This window comes from Nostoc sp. UHCC 0251 (genome assembly GCF_034932245.1).
Classification (GTDB): domain Bacteria; phylum Cyanobacteriota; class Cyanobacteriia; order Cyanobacteriales; family Nostocaceae; genus Nostoc.
This window is the reverse complement of record NZ_JAYGHD010000011.1, coordinates 13405-34322: the sequence shown is the minus strand read 5'-3', so window position 1 is coordinate 34322 and position 20918 is coordinate 13405. Positions and strand designations below refer to the sequence as shown.

Here is a 20918-nt window from a genome sequence, read left to right as displayed (position 1 = left end):
AGAGAATACCAAAAAATAAATAAATTATCTGGTTTCGTAAGGTGTGTTAGCGATCGCGTAACGCACTCTACAGGTTGGATCTGTTTTTTATTGGAAACTCCTAACTCCTAACTTCTAACTTTTAACTCCTAACCGGAGCTTTCGGAGTCTCCGGCTCTGCTCCTAACTTTATTTATGAATCAAGTGGCAACTAACTTCAAAGCTAGACGCCCAAATTCTCGTTCTGGTGAGCGCCGCCAAGCACGCAAAAAAGCCAGGACAAGTAATAAGTGGCTGTACTTACGGGCAATTAGAGATGCTTTCGTCAAGCTCAACCCTAAGTATGCAATCAAAAACCCAGTGATGTTTGTAGTTTGGGTGGGGACAATCATCACCCTATTGCTAACAATTGATCCCAACCTATTTGGGCCACCTCTCCAAAAGAACCCGCAACTTTTCAACGGCTTGTTGTCGGGGATTTTATTCTTGACAGTTTGGTTTGCCAATTTTGCCGAAGCGGTGGCAGAAGGGCGAGGTAAAGCCCAAGCCAATGCCTTGCGATTGACGAAATCAGAGGCGATCGTTAAAAAACTTGCTGCCGACGGCACAATTGATGAAGTTTCATCCACCACTCTTAAACAGGGTGACACTATCTATGTCCTTGCTGGCGATATTATTCCCGCCGATGGCGAAGTAATCATGGGTATCGCCTCAGTAGATGAATCGGTAATTACTGGAGAATCGGCACCACTATTAAAAGAATCAGGCTCCGACGTTTCTAGTTCTGTGACTGGTGGGACGCGGATTATCTCAGATGAATTAATTATTCGCATCACTGCTGACCCAGGTAAAGGTTTTATTGACCGGATGATTGCCTTGCTGGAAGGGGCAGAACGTAGCAAAACACCCAGTGAAATTGCTCTGACAGTATTGCTGGCAGTTCTAAGCCTAGTGTTTTTGTTAGTTGTAGTAACCTTGCCCGCACTTGCCTACTATGTCAACAGTCCAGTCAGCGTGCCAATTTTAATTGCCCTATTAGTAGCATTAATTCCTACCACCATTGGCGGCTTACTAAGTACCATCGGCATTGCTGGTATGGATAGAGTTACCCAATTTAACGTCATTACCGCTTCCGGGCGAGCAGTCGAAGCCTGTGGTGATGTCAACACTTTAGTTCTCGACAAGACAGGTACAATTACCCTCGGTAACCGTTTGGCGGAAGAGTTTATTCCCATCAACGGTCATTCAATGTCAGAAATTGCTAATGTTGCGTGGGCGGCTAGTGTCTTTGACAATACACCAGAAGGTAAATCCATTGTCAGACTGGCAGAAAATTTAGGCGCACGGTTTGATTTTGACTCCAGTCAGGCAGAAGGCGTTGACTTTTCTACAAAAACATGCATGAGTGGCACGAACTTGCCTGGTGGGTATGAGGCCAGGAAGGGAGCAGTAGAAGCCATTAAAGGATTTGTCCGTTCCCGCAACGGACGCAATACACCAGAATTGGATGCTGCCTACGAACGAGTTTCTCGCCTGGGAGGTACACCCCTAGCAGTCAGCCTCGATAACGAAATTTATGGGATTGTTTATCTCAAAGATATAGTTAAACCTGGTATCCGCGATCGCTTTGAGCAACTGCGACGGATAGGAGTACGTAGCATCATGCTCACTGGAGATAACCGAATTACAGCTTCTGTCATTGCTAAAGAAGCTGGGGTAGATGACTTCATTGCCGAAGCCACACCAGAAGACAAGATCAGTGTCATTAAAAAGGAACAAGCAGCAGGCAAATTAGTTGCCATGACAGGAGATGGAACTAACGATGCTCCAGCATTGGCCCAAGCTAACGTTGGCGTTGCGATGAATACAGGGACGCAAGCTGCAAAAGAAGCCGCCAACATGGTCGATTTGGACTCCGATCCCACAAAACTGATCGATATCATTAGCATTGGCAAACAATTATTGATTACTCGTGGAGCATTGACTATATTTTCCATTGCTAATGATATTGCTAAATACTTTGCAATTATCCCAGTGATATTTGTCGCTGCTAATTTGCAAAGCTTGAATATTATGAATTTAACTAGCCCTAATTCTGCTGTCCTATCAGCGTTGATTTATAATGCTTTGATTATTCCAACTTTGATTCCCTTGGCAATGAAGGGTGTGCGGTTTAGAGCGTTGACAGCTAATCAGCTACTCCAACGAAATATCTTAATTTATGGCTTAGGTGGGTTAGTTGCGCCGTTTATCGCCATTAAGTTGATAGATATACTGATTACAATGGTGGGTTTGGCTTAAGGAGAGCAAAAGTAAAGATGCTGGCAAACATTTTTACTTTTACCTGTTGAAAGAGGCAAAAAGAAGCAAATGAATAAACAGGTCGATGTTTGGGAAAAGTTTCTACCAATGAATGTAATACAGGTAATGTCCTTTGTTTGCTCCCAATGCCATAAACAACACCTACCAAAGAAGATGCGGTGGGGGACGCGTTAAACCAGCAAACATCGCCGGTTCATCGCGTCTGTTTATCTGCATGTCTTATCAACACTCGCTATTTTTATCCTGCTGTGCTTGAATGTGGTAATTGCCCCAGTTATTTATGCTGTTAGCAACAGCATCTTTGAAGATCGTTCTGATTGGGTAAAATAATTAAAATTAAAAACTAAAAATTAAATTTTAGTAGTAATTGGAAAACTTTTTATGGCTATTATTCGAGAAACTATCAGAGCAATTTTTATAACTCTAATGCTTTGGTTGTTGACTGCAATCATCTATCCTCTAATAATCCTTGTAGTTGGTCAAGTTTTTTTGCCCTATCAAGCTAATGGCAGCATTGTGCTGAATCTAAATAATGAACCAATTGGTTCAGCTTTGATTGGTCAAGTGTTCACATCTGAGCGATATTTCCATCCTCGTCCCAGTCCAGTTAGATATAGTCAAGGCAAAAGAGCCAAGCCAACTGGCATATCTGGAGCTAGCAATCTCGCTGCTACTAATCCAGAGCTACTAAAGCGGATTCTAGAAGAAGCCGATCAATTACGAGACGAAAATCTTCAACCGATTGCTGATATAATTTATACCTCTGCTTCTGGTTTAGATCCGCATATTTCCTTCAGAGCAGCACGACAGCAATTGACGCGCGTTGCTGGTGCGCGGGGAGCAAATGAAGATGAGATCCTACGTTTAATTAATAAATATACTGATGACAGATTTTTATGGATTTTTGGCGAACCAGGAGTCAATGTTCTGCGATTGAATTATGCTCTTGACTTGCAGGATATTAATCGTCAGCAAAATCAGTAAATTAGTCATTAGTCATTTGTCATTGGGCATGGATTATTCTCTTTGTCCCTTCATCTCCCCCACTCCCGACTCCCGACTCCCCACTCCCTATTTTCAATAGATTTGCATATTATTGCCAGCGAAAAAATGGTTTCAACCAAATAGGGAATCAAATTTCCACAAAAACCTCAGAAGTAAAACTTCCATGCAGACCATAGGGGATATGATGCTTCAGATGTAGCCGTGCGATCGCTCCTTTAGAGAAATCACTAGCATCCAAAATTATCAAATCTGACCGATGATGGGCAGCATCAAAAACCAAAGCTAATACCCAACCATCATCTTCCTTTTCCGAACCTGGACGCGGGACAAAAATCGGTTCACCAATAAAACCACGGGTTGCAGCACTCCAAAATTGTCTTTCTCCAGACTCTAAATCAATTTTCAGCAATGCTTGTAAGGGAGCATTACCAGTTTCTGCATGAGCCGCACCTATATATAGATATCGATAAGAGTGTCCCACATTCGCCGGATGTATGCTGGGAAATTCACAACAGCGGCTATCAATTAATTCCCGCCCGATTGTCCCATCCTTTAGATTCAGACAAAATCGCCAGAGTTGTCCAGGTGAATTCGCCTCAAAATCAACTTGTCGAAAATCGCTTTTGGGTTCTACTTCTGGTAAAGATTGATAGCAAATGGAGTCAATCAAAACTTCGCCTCCTACCTCAAAGGCATTGACGTGATGGAAGACGAAACCAGACTGAGTTTCCAGAATTTTTATCTCTTCTTGCCCTTCTTTGGGGAAACGGGGAATAATTAAAATTTGAGTTGGCTGATTTGGCTGAAATTTGATACATTCTCCCGCCGCACGTATTCCCAAGGCAAAAGGTATGGGATTGAAGGTGACAGGATTTTGAAAGAAGATGCAGTAATTGGGAGTAATGACAAAATCGTGAATGAAACAGAAACCAGGAACCTTATGAGCGTGCTGTTTGACAATTTCACCCGCTGGGTTTAGCTCGAAAATAGTAATTGTAGTAGATAATCCCGGCTTAATTGAGAAGTTTACCAAGCAAGGTGCGCCCCCATCTTCATCGAAACTATTTTCAATGCGGGGATGTGCAGCGAAAGCTTCACCTGTTGACAAGGCACCATTAAAATATTCATTGCCCAAGGTTTCAAGAGTATAAGGATCGAGGCGATATGGTTCAGCCGCTTCCCACATTGCTAACAGTTTACCGCCCCAATAGATAACATTTGTATTGGCGATATTTTTGAGTTTGAAATCAAAGATATTAGCTAGCCAACCGCCGGGCTTTTGAGTACCAAAAGTGCCGCGATAGAGAATTTTTCCCGCCTTTTGCTCTGCCAAATAGCCAGTTGTGTGGACAAATCGGTTGCGAAAATGGGCACGACCATTGGTAAAGGTAATTCTGCTAATCATCCCATCCCCATCAAACGGGTGATGAAGAGGTTGCCCATTTACATCCAGCAAACCGGGGCCATTTCTAAAGAGCGTACCTTGTAACTCTGTGGGAATTTGTCCTTCTATATCATCAATCCAATAATCAAACTCTTGGGTGAGAGATTGATATCCTCCTTGCCAGTCTCCACGGGTGTAGGATTTTTCTGTAGCTGGACTTTCTTGAATTTTAAAATGCATATACTTTGTTTTTTCTTGTTATTTTTCACGAAAATATTTAGCTGCTCAAAATAATTTATTTGCAGCTTTACTACGCTACTTACTACAACGGTAAGGCAGCGCACTCATTTGAATTAGGGTGAAATTTATTCCACTATTTTCGACTCTGATTCTCTCAGTACCAACTCAGACATCAAATCCGGTAAAAACGGTTGTTCCTCATCCTTTGATGTCTCAGTTTGTTCTTCAGCAGCAGGTAGCCAGTTGATAAATGGTAGGGGTAATAGCGTGCTGAGGTTAGTAATTACCACCAACAGCCAAAGTGACTCAAAGTTTGTTGCGGTGATCCCCAGCCAATAGGTGATTAATGCCCCGAATGCATGGGAAACCGTTCCTGCTGAATTAAACACCGACATCAACAAGGCAAATAATGTCGCTTCCACACCAGAGGGACAAAGCCTGGCTGCTAAGACCATCACTGGCATAAAGGCAATTTTCCCCATCACAGTGAGAATCAGGCTATCACCTAAACTAAACCAGTGGTCATCTATAGCCAATAGCCTGTTTGTATGAGTCACTAATAACAGCATCGTCATCCCCAAAATTGAGGAAAGGACAATACTCCAAGCAAAAATCACCCGAAAAGGGATGTTTTTGAGGAAACGTTGAAAAATCCAAACACCTGCTAAAGAAGCGAAACTTGTAACCAAGTTTACCCGCCCCAAAAATTCTGGTTCAAAGTGAAGTTCGTTGGTAGAGAAGTAGAAAAAGGCTGATTCAGCATTTGGGGTAGCTTGCCAAATGAAGATAAACGCCGTTGGTAGCCAAATTCTTTTTTGGGTAATGGCTTGGCGTAGCTGCCCCAGTTGATGTTTGATTGATAAAGGGTTGGTGTGGCTAGTATCTTGAGTATCTTTGCTAACGGGGGACTCAGCAATTAACCAAGCTACTCCTGAGACGATGAGAGGGAATAAGGCGGTGATTCCAAAGACAGTACGGGTAGTAAAGTATTGGAGTAGCAGACCGCTAAAGTATGCTGTGATTAAACCTCCGATCGCAGAAACACCCCAACACAGAGATTGTAATGAACCTGCTTTTGCTTGCGATTCGCCTCTAGCTCGTTCTACAACCAGCGAGTCAACTATCACGTCACTCATGGCAACGGAGAGAGAACCAAGAGCGATCGCTAACGTAGCTGCCCAGCTAGTATGAACTATTGTGGCCAGACTTACCCAGGAAGCAGTTCCCAATATCCCAGATAAAATCAAGTAAGGACGCCGACGATAGCCAAATATAGGCAAGCCATCAGAGATAAAACCAAACACCGGCTTGATCATCCAAGGTAGGAAGACAATTCCCAACAGCGCCGACACCTCGACGGGACTCAGCAGCAGTTCATCTTTAAGGAAAAAGCTCACGGCTAGACGCGATAATCCTAAAATTCCTTGGACAAAATAAACGGTGAGAATTGCAATTAACTCTGCATTAGGTTCATTACCCAAGAAGATTTTCTGTGTTATGGAGTCTTTGACCTTGGACAAGCCAGATGATTGAAGCACCATTCGATAAATATTTTTTAAGTTTTATCTACTTTTCTATCATATCGATTCTTCAGAAGTGGGCTTTGTTTGTATGCCCGTAAACTCCGCAAATTTCATTCGTCATTGCTCAAGTTGACATACCGTTCGGTTAAAGAATTTCTTGGTTGAGGCAGGCTAGCGTTGCAGGGGGAGAAGAGAAGCTGTTCTTGAGAGAAGAATGGCTGAACATATACTTCTTGCCTCCCCTGCTCCCCCCAATACGGTTCGGTTAGCTTGTTTACCCTGCGGAGATCCCCCCAACCCCCCTTAAAAAAGGGCTAATTTCCTCACTTACCCCCTTTTTAAGGGGGTCGCCACAGGCGGGGGGATCTTATCCGAACCGTATTAGCTCTACCCCTACCAACATATTTGTATAGCAATCCTAAATCAAAGGATTAGGGCGAACCTACCGGAAGTAAGCTCGCCCTAACTTGTATTTAACTGAATTGTTATCGGAAGTTTTGAAATCCTGCCTACAGCGCTACGCGAAGGTGAAGCCTGGTTTTGTATACGAGTCAGAAAGGAGACTTCCTGGCTTAGGCATCTACTTATGACAATTGCAAAGCTGACTTTTTCTTGACTCGACGAGTCAGAACTGAAGTAGCACCCACAAAACCAATCATAAAAACTCCTAATACAGAGGAAGACTCAGGAACTGCTCTAATAACATTACCAGTGATACCACTGTAGCCAGTGGCGACTGTGTGATTATCTGATTCAAAACCAGTTCCGCCAATATTGGTGAATTTAACCTGATCAAAAGTTCCGGCAACATCATAGAAGTTGATGAATGCATAGGGTTCTCCAGAATTTTGATTTTTGAATGCCGAATTAGGATTACCGTAGTAGCTAGTTTTATTTGGTAGCTTTGCGATATAACTAACCACATCAGCAGTAGTAATTCTTTCTACAAGATTACCTTTTGAATAAAATTCAAGTACGTTATTAGCGTCTCCCGCAGACCACCAAAGTCCAAAATAACTTTGTGCTGTTGTCAAATTTAAGGTAGAGACCGTTTGCTTACCACCCGATCTGCTCGTATCTACGTCAAAATATTTGCCTGTTCCATCAGCACCACCATATTGGTCTTTATCGACGATCAGAGTATTCGTATAGCTACCAACATCAGTCCATTGAAAGCCTGTTGCACTGTAACCTGTTGTTAGTGTTGAAGCATCAAAATTTTGTACATTATAATTAAGAAGATTTGAGTAATTTGCAGTTTGTTTGCCTGCCTCTTCTATTGATATCGAAAAAGATGCAGCCATTACAGGGCTGGTAACAGTAGCTAAAGACAAAACGACACTAGAAGCGATCGCGGACTTAATTAAAAGACTTTTCATTTGACAATCCCTTTTTGTTTTTTAATCTCTCGTGTTCATAGCCTCATTGTGCTATGTGCTTCTAGATTCCAACATCAGAAGGATTACTACTTTTTTGATTTGACTATATCCAGATAGAAATGCAGGTTATTGGGCTTTATTTAGAGGATAATCACTGATATTATGTTCTGTGATATCTATAGCTTTATGTAGAAAATGCGAAGTTCTCAGTGCTAAATTGTAAACAAGATTTATTTATAAACAGTGCCATTTTGTGATTCGCAGGCAGTTCATATTTTTAGGGTTCTAGGTCAAGAAGGCATGAGGTATTATGCTATGCAAATTTCTGAAAAACCTGTGCTTATCCCTTGGCTGAATAGTTTTTCAACCTCACGACCAAGATTATATTGGTTTTTATTTAAAGTAATTACATAATCTGCATAATTCTAGAGTGATTAACTGCACAATCTCTTTCTGACAAACGATTGCATCAATCACAATAGACATCTGGTGAGAATGAATGTAGAGACGTTGCATTGCAACGTCTCTACAAGGGTTTCAGGTAACGCATAATTAATTTGTGGAGATGTCTAATACATCTAGGGCAGTTCTAATACCTTTCATAACTCTGGAATTGCTGTAATTTCAAACTGAATTCTTCTTTCTGCTTCAAAGAAATACCACTTTCTTTGACGGGTAGCTGTCGGCTGCCTCTCACCACTTCTCTGACAATTTGTCTGTCTTCAGTCAACTATGCCACCTGAGTTTTTTTGACATGGGTAGTAACATGAATTAAACTACATCTTGCAACAAAAGAGTCTTGATCAATGCATCCAACTGAAGAAGCTGCTGTCTCTACTCGCGTTATCGGTTTAATTAGTGGCACATCCGTAGATGGCATAGACGCTGCGTTGGTAGAGATATCTGGTACAGAATTGGATCTCAAAGTTGAGTTGCTAGCTGGGGTAACATATCCTTATCCAGCCGAACTCAGAGAAAAAATATTGGCAGTTGGTGCAGGCGTTGCCATCTCAATGGCAGAATTGGCAGAAATAGATGATGCGATCGCTCAAGTCTTTGCCCAAGCGGCCCAAAATATTCAAACTGGTCATCAGCCAACCACTCTCATTGGCTCCCACGGTCAAACAGTTTATCATCGACCACCTGCGGATAGGGGAATAGGAACCACTCCCCACTCCCCACTCCCCACTCCCCACTCCCTACTAGGTTACAGTCTGCAACTAGGGCGCGGTGGATTAATTGCCCATCTTACGGGCATTACAACTGTGAGCAACTTCCGCGTTGCTGATATCGATATTGGTGGTCATGGTGCGCCTCTCGTGCCCAGAGTCGATGCCTATTTACTCAGCCATCCTCAAGAGGGGCGTTGTATACAAAACATTGGTGGTATTGGTAATGTTGCTTATATTCCGCCTCGGCATGGCGACTGGCTCTCAAAAATTCGCGCTTGGGATACTGGTCCAGGAAATAGTCTGTTGGATCTAGCGGTGGAGCATTTAAGCGCTGGTGCTAAAACTTACGATCAAGATGGCAATTGGGCAGCGAGTGGTACTCCTTGCCATCCCTTGGTAGAACAATGGCTCAACCAAGACTATTTTCATCTGCCGCCGCCCAAATCTACTGGTCGAGAGTTATTTGGTGTGGCTTACCTGCATCAGTGTTTAAAAGATGCCCAAGCGTACCAACTTAACACTGCCGACATACTGGCAACTCTGACAGAACTTACAGCTGCTTCAATTGTTCATAGTTACCGCACTTTTTTGCCGGAAATGCCACAGCGGGTATTATTATGTGGTGGTGGTAGCCGCAATCTCTATTTGAAAAGTCGATTAGAGTTGTTGTTAGCATCAATACCAGTATTGACTACAGATGAAGTCGGTTTAAGTGCAGATTTTAAAGAAGCGATCGCCTTTGCAGTTTTAGCCTACTGGCGACATTTGGGTATTCCTGGCAACCTACCTACTGCGACTGGGGCACCTCAAGAAGTGCTTTTGGGAGAAATTCACCAAAGTTACTCCTGAATCTTGAAACAGGAACAATAAGATCAAACATTTCTTCATTCAGCACTGGTAACTTAGCACTGCTATAACTGTAGTCTTGGCGGCACTCGATCAAGGCAGGGAATATAGAAGGTGGCTCATACTTTTTTATTGGAACCAGGACGCTGGGCAATGCAAGGAAATTGGCTGGAACGTAATGGTATGCCAATCAGCGTCAAGGGTATGACCTTGGTCGCTTGGAACCGAGATAATTGGTTCACTATGGCTACAAAGTTGGTATTTCCAGGTAGTGATCGCTCAGAAATCTCTCTGCAATACAAGGGGCGGCTGCATGAGGGAGAGCGTCAGTATACTTTTTTACTTCAACATAATATTTTAGGGCAGGTTGAAGGTGAAGGCTGGATTGGTTTAGATACTATTGTGCAGCGTTACTGGGTAATAGGCGATCGCCAGCGTCGTAGTGGTTTTGAAACCCTGCACCGAATTTCGGAAGATACATACTACCTTAGTAGTGGCATCTTGGCTGGTCATTTTTTAACTAACACAATGGAAGCTAGCCTAGAGCGTCAGTCAACTTAAGGGTAGCGCTGCCTCACTGCTGTGCGTTTAGGCAAGGAGCCTGCCGCTCAAACATTTCTGCCAATGCACTGCTGCCTCAACGCCTGATGTCTCATATTTGACCTCAAAGAGTCATCGTTTATTCTCACGAACCTACTGAGTTGTATACTAAATAAGAAATTATCAAATTATTGTTAGACTTTTAGTATTTTTACCGAATCGTGTAGTCTGGAGTCCAGTTTCATGAATCCTAAAGTCTCTGTCATTATCCCTGCTTACAATACTGAAGCTTATATTGCAAAGGCAATAGAGTCAGTCTTAGAGCAAACGCTCACAGATATTGAACTTATCATAGTCGATGATGCTTCAAGTGATAAAACTGTAGAAGTCGCTAAAAGTTTTACTGACCCACGTATTAAAGTAATAGTTAATCAACAAAACCTTGGGGCTGCTGCTGCGCGTAATTTTGCTCTGAGAGCAGCCCAAGGAGAATGGATTGCTGTGCTTGATTCAGATGATTGGTATGCTCCTGAAAGATTGGAAAAGCTTGTGTCACTGGCACATGAGAGAAATGCAGACATGATTGCTGACGATCTTTATTTAATCAAGGATGGCGAAACATCTCCTTGGAGCACATTGATTCAAGAAAGTGAAAAACGTATAGATAAAATTTTCCAAATTGATATCGTTTATTTTGTAGAAACTGATGTCTATGGAGAACCAGGGTTGCATCTTGGTCTAAGTAAGCCTCTATTCAAACGAGAATTTTTGGTTAAGCACGGCATTGAATATGATGATGCTATCAGGATGGGCCAAGATTTTTGGATTGATATGAAATGCTTAATAAAAGGTGCTCGCTTTTTTCTTGAGCCAAAACCTTATTATTTCTACCGCTCACGCCCCGGCTCTCTTGTATATAAAAGCCAATTGTCCCGTCTAAATCAATATTTGAATGCTAGTAATTCTTTTATGCAACAAGAGGTTGTGAAAAATAATCCAGCTTTAATGCGTGCTTTATCTTATAATGTTGCGGTCTATAAAAAACATCTAGCTTACTTTCAAGTTGTAGAGCCTTTAAAAGAAGGAAAATGGTTAACAGCATTGACAGAAATGTTTAAAAACCCATACTTTTTTTATGATTTTATTTCACGATTGAATAATATTATCGGTCGTCGAATCCAATATTATGTGATGGGTAACAAATCAGTTTTTGACATTTCTTATAACATACAGAGACAACGAAAAACTACCAATTAGTACTATTCAATTTTTTTCAATAAATAATCCATCCTTACGTAATCACTGGAATGATCCCTACTTACAAAATAAATGTAGAGAACAACCTTGCTATAGATAGGGGAAAAGTACTAATTAAGCCAAACTTTAGTTCTCGGTAATTGCCCACTAAAATAACCTAAGTTTGACGAACCCTTCGCTGCTTTAAACTCAAGTTCAAGTTTCTCTCCCACTTGCAGAAAGACGGTTTTAAATAGTAAAACTTCTTAAAGGCCTTTTGATTGGGCTAATTATGCGGACACTATATAAGCCGTCTAAAATCACGTTAAAATAACAGTCATAAATCCTAATAAGCTAGAGCATTATTTACGAGGCATAAGGGGTTGGAGCTTAAAAAACCTGCCCAGCACGGCTTCATTTCGTCTCCTTAGGCTTTATTAATATTCAAAACTCCGCACTCATTACTTAGTTCTGAGAACTCTGTTGTGAGTGTGGTGCTCCCTAATTAAGGTTTTACCAGATCCTAGAGTTATCTATTTAGTGAAAATTGGGCAAACTAAAATTACATCACAATGAGACGGTATGAGCCTAGAAAGTCATTCTGGGCGCAATAACTCAAATATCAGTTTGAATGCACTTTTCCTCGCAAATACTTACAACCTGCTTTTGGATTCAAATTCTCTATGTCAGACCCCAATATTGGTCGCTTACTAAGCAAACGCTACCAACTCCAGGAGTTAATCGGTACTGGAGCAATGGGTCGGGTTTATCGTGCTAAAGATACTTTGTTGGGAGGTGTACCTGTTGCGGTTAAGTTTCTGGCGCTATCAATCCAAAATGAAAAGATGCGATTGCAAGACCGCTTTGAGCGAGAAGCAAAAACCTGTGCTTTACTAGGGCAAAAAAGTATCCACATTGTCCGAGTCATGGACTATGGCGTAGATGACAATAACACCCCGTTCTACGTCATGGAATATCTACAAGGACAAAGCCTGAACAATATTATTCGCAAGCAACGGCTGCCTTTACCAAGATTCCTGAGTATGGCGCGTCAACTCAGCTTGGGATTACAGTGCGCCCATGATGGCATCCCAGTTGAGGGCACTATTTGCCCAATTATCCATCGCGATATCAAGCCAAGCAATATGCTGGTGATTCAAGATCCCAGTTTTGGAGAATTGGTCAAGGTTCTAGATTTTGGTATTGCTAAGTTATTACAGTCAGACGGCGACCATACAAAATTCTACTTGGGGACATTGGCTTATTCTTCTCCCGAGCAGATGGAGGGTAAGGAGTTAGACAACCGTGCTGATATTTATAGTTTGGGCGTCATGATGTTTGAGATGCTCACAGGCAAAATGCCATTAGTGGCACCAACTCACTCTTTTGGAGCATGGTATAAAACACATCACTATCAAAAACCACGTTCTTTTGCTGAGGTTGTGCCTGGATTAGAGCTACCAAAAGAAATCGAAAATTTGGTGATGAGTTGTCTAGCTAAAGTAGCACGCGATCGCCCCCAAAATATCGCTGAAATCCTCAGAGTTTTAGCATCTCTAGAAAAGCCTGAGCATACAGGGAAAATCAGGCAAGATAGCCATGCGCTAGTTCCTACTATTCCAGTGAGCAATGAGCTTGAACAAAAGACAAAAGCCGATTTGCGGGTATCTTGGTCAAACGATGACATCACTAACACCATTTCTTGGCCTCAAAATAAACCAATTGCCGATATTGTGTTTCCCCAGCCCATTCATACTAATGGAGAGCTTTTACCAGCTCTGTGGGTGATGCTACCGCAAGAGGAAATTCAAAAGCGCTTAGTCTGTACCCGCTATAACCAATTTCTTTTCATCTCTATTCCCCATCCCATGCTGCTATGGATTACTGTCATCTACAACCGCAAACATGGCGCTAAATGGTTGCCTTACTACCTTGATCTCAAAACCAATCTTGGTCAAGAAATTGTTCGGTTACTACAGCACACAGGTTACTACCGCCTGTTGTTCTTTGCACGAGAAACACCAAATCGCTGTAGCCATATCTTGCTTTCTGGCGTTGCTTCTGCCCAGCGCCAACGACTGCAAGAGTGGGTCGCAATGAGCAACACATTGATATCCTCTGCCGATCCCCAAATTAGTAAAAATTTACTTAAAAGAGAGTACGAAAAGATTAAGCCTCAAACTCTCGCGAAACTGGAAAGTATTGATACAGACTCACCATACGATCTTTCCAACTAGGAATAATTTCTTAATGTTACATGTTTTCGATGTAGCCAAGGTGTGGCCACTCAAAATATGTAAACTTTTATAAACAAAATATGTATAAAGTTGTAAGTTCTAGTTATATGTATAAAGAGTGAAAAAACTAGCTGCCAAATCACGGCTATTTAAATTCTCTCTCAATCTTCCTTTGTACATAGTTCCGGGAGATTGTAGATTTACACAGGTTAATCCGCACACTAGACGAGATGAAAGGAAGTCTAGCTAAAGCATCCAAGATTTGTCCTGCAAAAGATAAATCTAGGCTATAGCAAATGTGTCGTAGATAAGTTTGCTCATTTTTAGTTTTTTGAATTGAATTTTTGTCCAAGGTTTGTAGTATTATTTATCGAAGTTGACGCCCCGACATCCCCAGCTCTTTTCCTCCTTGGAACCAAGCAAGAGAAGGAGGTCGCCCACTGCGACAGTAGAACGACTCTATGCCATAGTGGAACCGGAATCTAAGCCCCACTGGTGCTTAAGAAGCTCTTGATAAGTTGCCTCGCGCACGACCATTTGCTCATAGAGCTTTACTAAAAAGTCTTTAGCTTGATCGTGGCTCATATTTTGCACCTGAGTAGCGAATGAGCAGATGCTGAATTGCTGTTCCAAGGATAGTTTCATTGGTTGGTTCATAGTTAACTCCGAAAAAGAACGCGTAAAGGTGATATCGCTCACAGAAGCCCAAATTGGATAATATTTGGACTATTAACTGTCCAACATTTGTTCCTCCGTATTAAGAAAGATAACAACTGTTTGACACATTAACCACATCCTAAATGTGGATTTTTTCTGTTCTGATATCTTGCACATAATCCTACTGATATACCACCCAAGTCAGTTGAGGCATATTCCGGAAAATAGGCTTTGTTTTGCCTAAAATAAGTATAAATACCTCGTGACTCCTTACTGCTTTGAACAATTCTCCTTTGAGGAGAAGCTCAGATGTAATCCTTAACCCTTGAGAGTTTTTCTGTTTCGGAAAAACTAATATGCTGCCTCCCCCAGTTATGAAAGGAGCTTTGAAGGGCAGGGATTTTAAGGATTTTGGGGAATAAATGGTAATAAGCGTGAATTATAATCGCTCTACCCTATTACATGCAAGATGTCAATTTATCAATTTATGCAAATTTAGCCTCATTAGGTTACTTTTGAGGCTAAAAGTATTTGTATCAAATTGTAAAAACGAAAAATGCTCACACTGAACAAATTGCTGAGTATATCTACCAAATCTGGATTAGAAGCAAAAACTCATAACCATTTTGGATTTTGGATTGAATGAAAAATCCAAAATCCAAAATTTAAAGTTGAATAACTCATAACTATTTAGTCAAGTGAGACGATGACAACTGTGATGTTATCGTGCCCTCCGTGGTCTTTGGCAGCCTCAACTAGAGAGATGGCGGCTTTATCAAGCCAAGGAGTTTCTTGGAGGCAGCTAGCAATCTTCTGTTCGACAAGTTCTTCTGTGAGACCATCACTACATAACAGCAAGCGATCGCCAGCTTTTACATCTAGTGGTTGCACATCAACCTGATGCAAGTCTTCACGCCCCAAACAGCGCGATAATACATGACGAAAAGGATGTAATCGTGCTTCATCTAAAGTGATGTCACCGATTTTGATTGCCCGTGCTACCCAAGTGTGGTCTTCAGTTACTTGTTCTAATTGCGATTCTCGGAAGCGATACAGCCGCGAATCACCAACATGAGCGCACCAGGGCGACTCTGGGGAGCGAAAAATTACTGCTACAACCGTAGTACCCATGTCGGCGCGTTCGGGATGATTTTGCTGATCCTGCAAAATAGCTTCATTAGCACCCCACAAAGCTTGCTCTAACAGTTCTTGAGAAGATTTAGAGGATTCCCAATTTGCCAGCAAATACGCCTGAATTTCTCCAGTGGCAATGCGACTTGCTTCTTCACCTCCGGCATGACCACCCATGCCATCTGCAACAATGAAAAACCGCCCCTCTGGGTCGATATAGTAAGCATCCTGATTATTAGAACGAATAAGTCCCGGATCGCTAAAACCCGTGAAATTAAGTTTCATAAATTTTTTTGCAACAATTAATACATACGATCGTAACGGTCAAGGCGTAAAAGTAGTCGGATCAGAATCACTGAAAGCCCTGCTGCAATTAAACCAGGCACTAGTGCCCACCATACATATTTGGTGGTAGCCACTAAGATCGTAGCTGAAAGTGTAAAACCACTGATTAACAGAGCATAACTTATTGAAAGCTGAATACTGCTTTGGCGCCGCAACAGCCGTTCAGTTTCTATAGACCGAACGCGCAGGCGCATATCTCCCCGTTCTAACTTCTCTAGCGTATCCTCTAACCGACGTGGTAGACCAAACGCTGTACTACCTACCTGAGCTGCTTGACGGCTTAATTCGTTAAGAAAGCTATTCCCCTCAGAACCATTCATATCGGTCATAAGCTGCATTGCATATGGTTTGGCAACTTCCATAAAGTTAAACTCTGGATCTAAACCTTTGCCTACCCCTTCTAGAGTAGAAAAGGCTCGCATCACAAAAGTGAAGGTTGCTGGAAATCTAAATGGCTGATTATAAGCTATTTCGTAAAGGTCGTCACTAATTGCTGCCACCGATTGGTTTTCAAATGGCTTATCCATGAAATGATCCAGCATGTACTGGACGGAACGTCGGACTGGCCCCATATCATCAGTTGGTGCGATCGCGCCTAAATCGATCAGAGACTGAACAACGCGATCGCCATCTTTTTGGGCAATCCCAAACAGTGTTTGCATCAATCCTTCGCGGACGTTGGACTTAATCCGCCCCATCATGCCGAAATCGTAGAATATCAGAGCACCATTTGCACTAATGGCAATATTGCCTGGGTGAGGATCGGCGTGGAAAAAGCCACTATTGAGCAACTGTAGTAAGTAGGCTTGAGCGCCTTGACGAGCGATCGCCTTTCGATCCAAACCTGCTGCTTCTAAAGCTTCGTATTGGCTAATTTTAATTCCAGGGAGATATTCTAAAGTCAGCACTCTGGAACTGGCATAACGCCAATATACTCTTGGGACATTCACCCAATCGTAGCCGCGAAAATTTCGGCGAAAAGTATCGGCGTTACGACCTTCATTAAGATAATCAATTTCTTCCCAAAGAATGCGACAACACTCTTCATAAATACCTAACCAATCTCGCCCCCGTCCCCATTTGGGATGGTTTTGAAAGTAGCGGGTAATTCCTTTGAGAATCTGTAAATCTATTTCAAATAACTTCTTTAGTCCAGGACGTTGCACTTTGACAACAACCAATTCCCCTGTATGCAGCACAGCTTTGTGTACTTGACCCAAGCTAGCGGCAGCTAAGGGAATAGGTTCAAAATTATGGAAGAGTTCAGGAATTTTCTTGCCTAATTCTTTCTCAATGGTTGCTTCTACTTGTTCATAGCTAAATGCCGGTACTTTGTCTTGTAATTTGGCTAGTTCTTCTACATATTCACCGGGGAATATATCAGCACGGGTAGAAAACAATTGCCCTACTTTAATGAAGGTTGGCCCTAAATCCAGCAGGGTAGTGCGAATCCAAACCGCTTGGGTTTTACGTCTTGCAGCTTGCTTTGCCTCAGTCACACCACCCGGATAACTCCAAGATTTGTTGTATAGCCAAAGTTGGAACATTAAGGTTAAGACAAAAGACCAAATGTCCACAAAACGCCGTCTGCTAGAGTATTTTTCCCGATTCCAACGGTATGCCTTCTCTGAATAACCTTGTTCCATATACTTTGTGTACCGTTGGTTTGCAACCGAATCACTTGGAAGAAAAGACACTCTGATTCCTAAACCCTTTTTTGTTAAGTGTCCTTTGTCATTTGTCATTTGTGCATAATTTTTGACCAATGACTAATGACCAATGACTAATGACTAAATTTATGCAGAAGTTCTGCGATGATGTTGCAATTCTGTTCGTAACAAGGCAATTTCTGCTCGTAATTCATCAATATCTGCTTGCAAGTCACCTGAATCAGAAGTAGCTTGCCCACTACCTGTAGTAGCTTGACCGCTATTAGCAGCTTCTGCTGACCGATTTGCCCGCTCTAGAACTTCTTCTGTAAACTGGCGCAACTGCTCTCTAGCTTCCGCATCGAACTTGCCCAGATCACTTAATGCATCGGTCAAGGCGACTTCTAAACGCTCATTAACTACTTCAGCTACTGCTCTGCCTACGAAAAAGGCTTGCACAAGGGGGTTACTCATAAATTTTTGTTACTTTGATCCGCAAGAGAATTATAACTTGCCTGTATGCTTTACGGCTTCTGCTGGGAAGTCAATAACGTTCGCGTTCGGTTAAGGAATTTCTGGGTTGAGGTAGCCAGGGGGAAAAAAGAAGCTGTTCTTGAGAGAAGAATTACTGAACAATCACCCTCTTGCCTCCCGTGCTGATCCGAACCGTATTCGGGAGTTAGAGATTAGACTTGTCGCCTAATAAAGGTTTTGAATTTTTCGAGCCAGGCAAAGCAAGGGTTTCAGACACTAATTTTTTATAAAGCGACAAGTCTATTTATATAACGCGGTGTGCGACTTCAGCCCTGGCAAATAAAAATAGAAGATGCGGGGACACAAACGAGAGCTACATTGGTCTGGAATAATATATCTGGTGATATTCCAGCAATTCTCGATAATATTGCTCTGGTGTACTGGGTAAATAGGTTGTCATTTGCAAGGCTTGCTCTTTCAATTGGAAACTTTGGGTAATATTAATCCGGCTAAGGAAATCTAGATCGTGAGAAATTACCCAAAGCCCTCCTTGATATTCATTGATACTTACTACCATTTGTTCAACAGTTTCAATGTCCAGGTTATTGGTTGGCTCATCGAGAATCAGTAGATCGATTTCTGAGATACTGATCATAGCGATCGCTAACCTTGCTAATTCACCCCCACTCAGCACAGAGGCGCTTTTGTGAACGTCATCATATTTAAAGAGAAAGTGTCCCAGTTGTTGACGCAAAAGCTGATAGCTGAGATTAGGATTGGCAGCTTGCATATTTTCCAAAAGTGTGTATTGGCGATTTACCAATTCATAGGTTTGATCGAGATATACAGCTTTCATGGTTGGTGCAAGCAAAACCTCACCTGATTCCAAAACTGCTGTTTGGTTTTCCATCCCCAAAATTGCTTTTACCAGACTCGATTTACCAGAGCCGTTTGCGCCGATAATAGCTATGCGATCGCCAGATGATACATGCAGTTGAATATTTTGAATCAATAGACGTTCTGATATCCTAAGATTTGCACCCTGGATATTAATGAGATTTCGGCGCTTTTGATTTTTTTCTTCTAGCTGAATACTCGTTACTTTGGTAGTTTTGACTTTCGTCTCTGCAACCTTTTGATTAGCCTTTGCTACTGCTGCTTCATGTTTCTTTTTCGCAGTTCCGCTAGACACTTCAGCTTTAGTTTTAATCAGCCCTGCTGCCATTTTATCAATACTGCCATTAAGAAACTTGGCGCGACCGTTGCGGCTAGATTGGGCGGCGCGTTGCTGTTCTTGCATAGCTGTGGCTTGGGTACGTTTGAGTTCCTTTCTAGCGGCTTCGTGCGATCGCAATGCTGCTTCTAACTCGATTTCTTTCTGTTCTCGATAGTACGAGAAATTACCACCATATATTTTCAAGCCAACAGGTGTAAGTTCCCAAGTAATATCTGTCACTTGGTCTAAGAAAAAAGGCTTATGCGAGACAATTACAAAAGCACCTGTAAAATCTTGAAGAAACTGCTTCAAGCTTTCTAAAGCTTGCAAATCCATGTGGTTAGTTGGCTCATCCAGCAACAGCAAATTTGGCTCTTGAGCTAAACCAATTGCTAGAAATAGTTTTGTGAGTTCTCCTCCACTCAAGTTAGTAATTGGTAGAGACAAATCAATATTTGTATCAAATTGTGTTTGCAAAATATCCTCAATCTTCCACCATTCATCAGAGGTGGAAATCAAAAAATTCAGTGCTGTATCTACTGTAATTTCTTGCCTAATAGTGCTGATTTGTGGCAAATAGTAGACAACACCATTACGTAAAACTGAACCAGCGCTGGGGCTAATTTGACCTGCAAGCATCTTGAGTAGGGTTGATTTTCCTACACCATTGCAACCTACTAAAGCGATGCGATCGTCTGCTTCAATACTCACCTGGATTTTTTGAAACAAAGTTCTATCCAAGCTGAGTTCGTAGGCTAAATTATCAGCTAATAATATTGATTTTTTCGGCATTATTCTCAAACCTCAATTCGCAAGCTTCCACCCGCGTGTTCACAACAATTACGGGTAGATTAGACACAAAACAAACTTAGCCGCAGACACTTATCAAGCGGTTTAATGTAAATACGAGTGATGAAAATATTTTTAGTGCATGACTATGTGAAGTAACCCTGTCAAACTAGTTGCGTTTATTCTTCGTTGACATTTGTTGCTTTGGCGCAAGAGGTGTTTGGTACTACTTCATTTGTGCTATCTCGTTGGAGTTGTGATGAGGTTTGATATTGACTACAGTGTAGCATGAAGGTATTTCGGAAGGCTAGCGATCGCTATTTCTATTTCCACACTCCCCAGCCCTACTAGAAAGACTTACAGCAGTTTGATTCTGTCTTAAATACTCTTGTAGGGTGGGCATCTTGCCTGCCCCAGGACAGGCGAGACGCCCATCCCACAAGAAGAAATAACTATTGTTAAACGCCAACTCCGAATTGAAAGACAAGTCAACGTGAAAATATAGCAGGGCTATTTCGTTGCAGACAGAAACCGCCCAGAACTGAAGTTCCGGGCTAATAGCTAAAGTCCGTTAAAACGGACTATAAACTTTTCTCAGTCGTCTTAAGAAGATTTTCGCTATCAGAGAGGTGAATTCATTTGGAGGCGAACTATATAAGAATGAAATAGCCCTGGAAAATATAGAAGAATTAATAATACCTACTTTGGCATCAGAAGAAGATGAATATCAAAACCGAATAGTTTATTTACCCTTACCTTAAAAATAGGCGATCGCTAACTACAAAACTGCTAAA

Annotated in this window: 16 protein-coding genes; 6 read left to right on the top strand and 10 right to left on the bottom strand. The window is 41.9% G+C overall.

Going from position 1 to position 20918, the window contains the following annotated elements; all coding sequences use genetic code 11:
* Positions 1 to 174: 174 nt before the first annotated feature.
* Together kdpB and kdpC are read left to right on the top strand one after the other, a co-directional pair.
* Positions 175 to 2280 (top strand): potassium-transporting ATPase subunit KdpB, encoded by a 2106-nt coding sequence (gene kdpB, locus VB740_RS02850; RefSeq protein ID WP_323198569.1) that lies wholly within the window; start codon positions 175 to 177, stop codon positions 2278 to 2280.
* A 402-nt stretch (positions 2281 to 2682) separates the two neighbouring features.
* Positions 2683 to 3285 (top strand): K(+)-transporting ATPase subunit C, encoded by a 603-nt coding sequence (gene kdpC / locus VB740_RS02845; protein WP_323198568.1) that lies wholly within the window; start codon positions 2683 to 2685, stop codon positions 3283 to 3285.
* A gap of 148 nt (positions 3286 to 3433) precedes the next feature.
* On the opposite strand, the gene VB740_RS02840 is transcribed toward kdpC, so the two are convergent.
* The 4 genes from VB740_RS02840 to VB740_RS02825 form a co-directional block, all read right to left on the bottom strand.
* Entirely contained in the window at positions 3434 to 4930 is a 1497-nt protein-coding gene (locus tag VB740_RS02840; protein WP_323198567.1) for a carotenoid oxygenase family protein, read from the bottom strand.
* A gap of 125 nt (positions 4931 to 5055) precedes the next feature.
* Positions 5056 to 6471: a folate/biopterin family MFS transporter gene (locus VB740_RS02835; RefSeq protein ID WP_323198566.1), complete on the bottom strand. Its 1416-nt coding sequence runs from the start codon at positions 6469 to 6471 to the stop codon at positions 5056 to 5058.
* A 566-nt stretch (positions 6472 to 7037) separates the two neighbouring features.
* Positions 7038 to 7832 carry a hypothetical protein gene (locus VB740_RS02830; protein WP_323198565.1) on the bottom strand — a complete coding sequence of 265 codons (795 nt, stop codon included), beginning with the start codon at positions 7830 to 7832 and terminating at the stop codon, positions 7038 to 7040.
* Between the two features lie 589 nt (positions 7833 to 8421).
* Entirely contained in the window at positions 8422 to 8562 is a 141-nt protein-coding gene (locus VB740_RS02825; RefSeq protein ID WP_323198564.1) for a hypothetical protein, read from the bottom strand.
* A gap of 76 nt (positions 8563 to 8638) precedes the next feature.
* On the opposite strand from VB740_RS02825, the gene VB740_RS02820 reads away from it, so the two are divergent.
* From VB740_RS02820 to VB740_RS02805, 4 genes are all read left to right on the top strand, one after another.
* Positions 8639 to 9853: an anhydro-N-acetylmuramic acid kinase gene (locus VB740_RS02820; RefSeq protein WP_323198563.1), complete on the top strand. Its 1215-nt coding sequence runs from the start codon at positions 8639 to 8641 to the stop codon at positions 9851 to 9853.
* Between the two features lie 111 nt (positions 9854 to 9964).
* Complete coding sequence (locus VB740_RS02815) at positions 9965 to 10411, top strand: hypothetical protein (RefSeq protein ID WP_323198562.1); 447 nt, start codon at positions 9965 to 9967, stop codon at positions 10409 to 10411.
* A 222-nt stretch (positions 10412 to 10633) separates the two neighbouring features.
* A complete protein-coding gene (locus VB740_RS02810; protein ID WP_323198561.1) occupies positions 10634 to 11647 on the top strand; it encodes a glycosyltransferase family 2 protein in 1014 nt (337 codons plus the stop codon).
* A gap of 662 nt (positions 11648 to 12309) precedes the next feature.
* Positions 12310 to 13863, top strand: a complete 1554-nt coding sequence (locus VB740_RS02805) for a serine/threonine-protein kinase (protein ID WP_323198560.1) — start codon at positions 12310 to 12312, stop codon at positions 13861 to 13863.
* Positions 13864 to 14322: 459 nt separating this feature from the next.
* On the opposite strand, the gene VB740_RS02800 is transcribed toward VB740_RS02805, so the two are convergent.
* From VB740_RS02800 to VB740_RS02775, 6 genes are all read right to left on the bottom strand, one after another.
* A complete protein-coding gene (locus tag VB740_RS02800; protein ID WP_041565841.1) occupies positions 14323 to 14520 on the bottom strand; it encodes an NblA/ycf18 family protein in 198 nt (65 codons plus the stop codon).
* A gap of 690 nt (positions 14521 to 15210) precedes the next feature.
* On the bottom strand, positions 15211 to 15936 hold the full coding sequence (locus VB740_RS02795; RefSeq protein ID WP_323198559.1) for a Stp1/IreP family PP2C-type Ser/Thr phosphatase: 726 nt from the start codon (positions 15934 to 15936) through the stop codon (positions 15211 to 15213).
* Between the two features lie 17 nt (positions 15937 to 15953).
* Complete coding sequence (locus VB740_RS02790) at positions 15954 to 17642, bottom strand: AarF/ABC1/UbiB kinase family protein (RefSeq protein WP_323198578.1); 1689 nt, start codon at positions 17640 to 17642, stop codon at positions 15954 to 15956.
* A 150-nt stretch (positions 17643 to 17792) separates the two neighbouring features.
* Positions 17793 to 18119: a DUF6825 family protein gene (locus VB740_RS02785; RefSeq protein WP_323198558.1), complete on the bottom strand. Its 327-nt coding sequence runs from the start codon at positions 18117 to 18119 to the stop codon at positions 17793 to 17795.
* Between the two features lie 373 nt (positions 18120 to 18492).
* Positions 18493 to 20127 (bottom strand): ribosomal protection-like ABC-F family protein, encoded by a 1635-nt coding sequence (abc-f, locus tag VB740_RS02780; RefSeq protein ID WP_323198557.1) that lies wholly within the window; start codon positions 20125 to 20127, stop codon positions 18493 to 18495.
* A gap of 304 nt (positions 20128 to 20431) precedes the next feature.
* Complete coding sequence (locus VB740_RS02775) at positions 20432 to 20611, bottom strand: hypothetical protein (protein WP_323198556.1); 180 nt, start codon at positions 20609 to 20611, stop codon at positions 20432 to 20434.
* Positions 20612 to 20918: the final 307 nt, after the last annotated feature.

Excerpts from the sequence above, each read along its gene's own strand:
- kdpB (WP_323198569.1), top strand. The coding sequence starts at position 175 with ATGAATCAAGTGGCAACTAACTTCAAAGCTAGACGCCCAAATTCTCGT.
- kdpC (WP_323198568.1), top strand. The coding sequence starts at position 2,683 with ATGGCTATTATTCGAGAAACTATCAGAGCAATTTTTATAACTCTAATG.
- VB740_RS02840 (WP_323198567.1), bottom strand. The coding sequence starts at position 4,930 with ATGCATTTTAAAATTCAAGAAAGTCCAGCTACAGAAAAATCCTACACC.
- VB740_RS02835 (WP_323198566.1), bottom strand. The coding sequence starts at position 6,471 with ATGGTGCTTCAATCATCTGGCTTGTCCAAGGTCAAAGACTCCATAACA.
- VB740_RS02830 (WP_323198565.1), bottom strand. The coding sequence starts at position 7,832 with ATGAAAAGTCTTTTAATTAAGTCCGCGATCGCTTCTAGTGTCGTTTTG.
- VB740_RS02820 (WP_323198563.1), top strand. The coding sequence starts at position 8,639 with ATGCATCCAACTGAAGAAGCTGCTGTCTCTACTCGCGTTATCGGTTTA.
- VB740_RS02810 (WP_323198561.1), top strand. The coding sequence starts at position 10,634 with ATGAATCCTAAAGTCTCTGTCATTATCCCTGCTTACAATACTGAAGCT.
- VB740_RS02805 (WP_323198560.1), top strand. The coding sequence starts at position 12,310 with ATGTCAGACCCCAATATTGGTCGCTTACTAAGCAAACGCTACCAACTC.
- VB740_RS02800 (WP_041565841.1), bottom strand. The coding sequence starts at position 14,520 with ATGAACCAACCAATGAAACTATCCTTGGAACAGCAATTCAGCATCTGC.
- VB740_RS02795 (WP_323198559.1), bottom strand. The coding sequence starts at position 15,936 with ATGAAACTTAATTTCACGGGTTTTAGCGATCCGGGACTTATTCGTTCT.
- VB740_RS02790 (WP_323198578.1), bottom strand. The coding sequence starts at position 17,642 with ATGGAACAAGGTTATTCAGAGAAGGCATACCGTTGGAATCGGGAAAAA.
- VB740_RS02785 (WP_323198558.1), bottom strand. The coding sequence starts at position 18,119 with ATGAGTAACCCCCTTGTGCAAGCCTTTTTCGTAGGCAGAGCAGTAGCT.
- abc-f (WP_323198557.1), bottom strand. The coding sequence starts at position 20,127 with ATGCCGAAAAAATCAATATTATTAGCTGATAATTTAGCCTACGAACTC.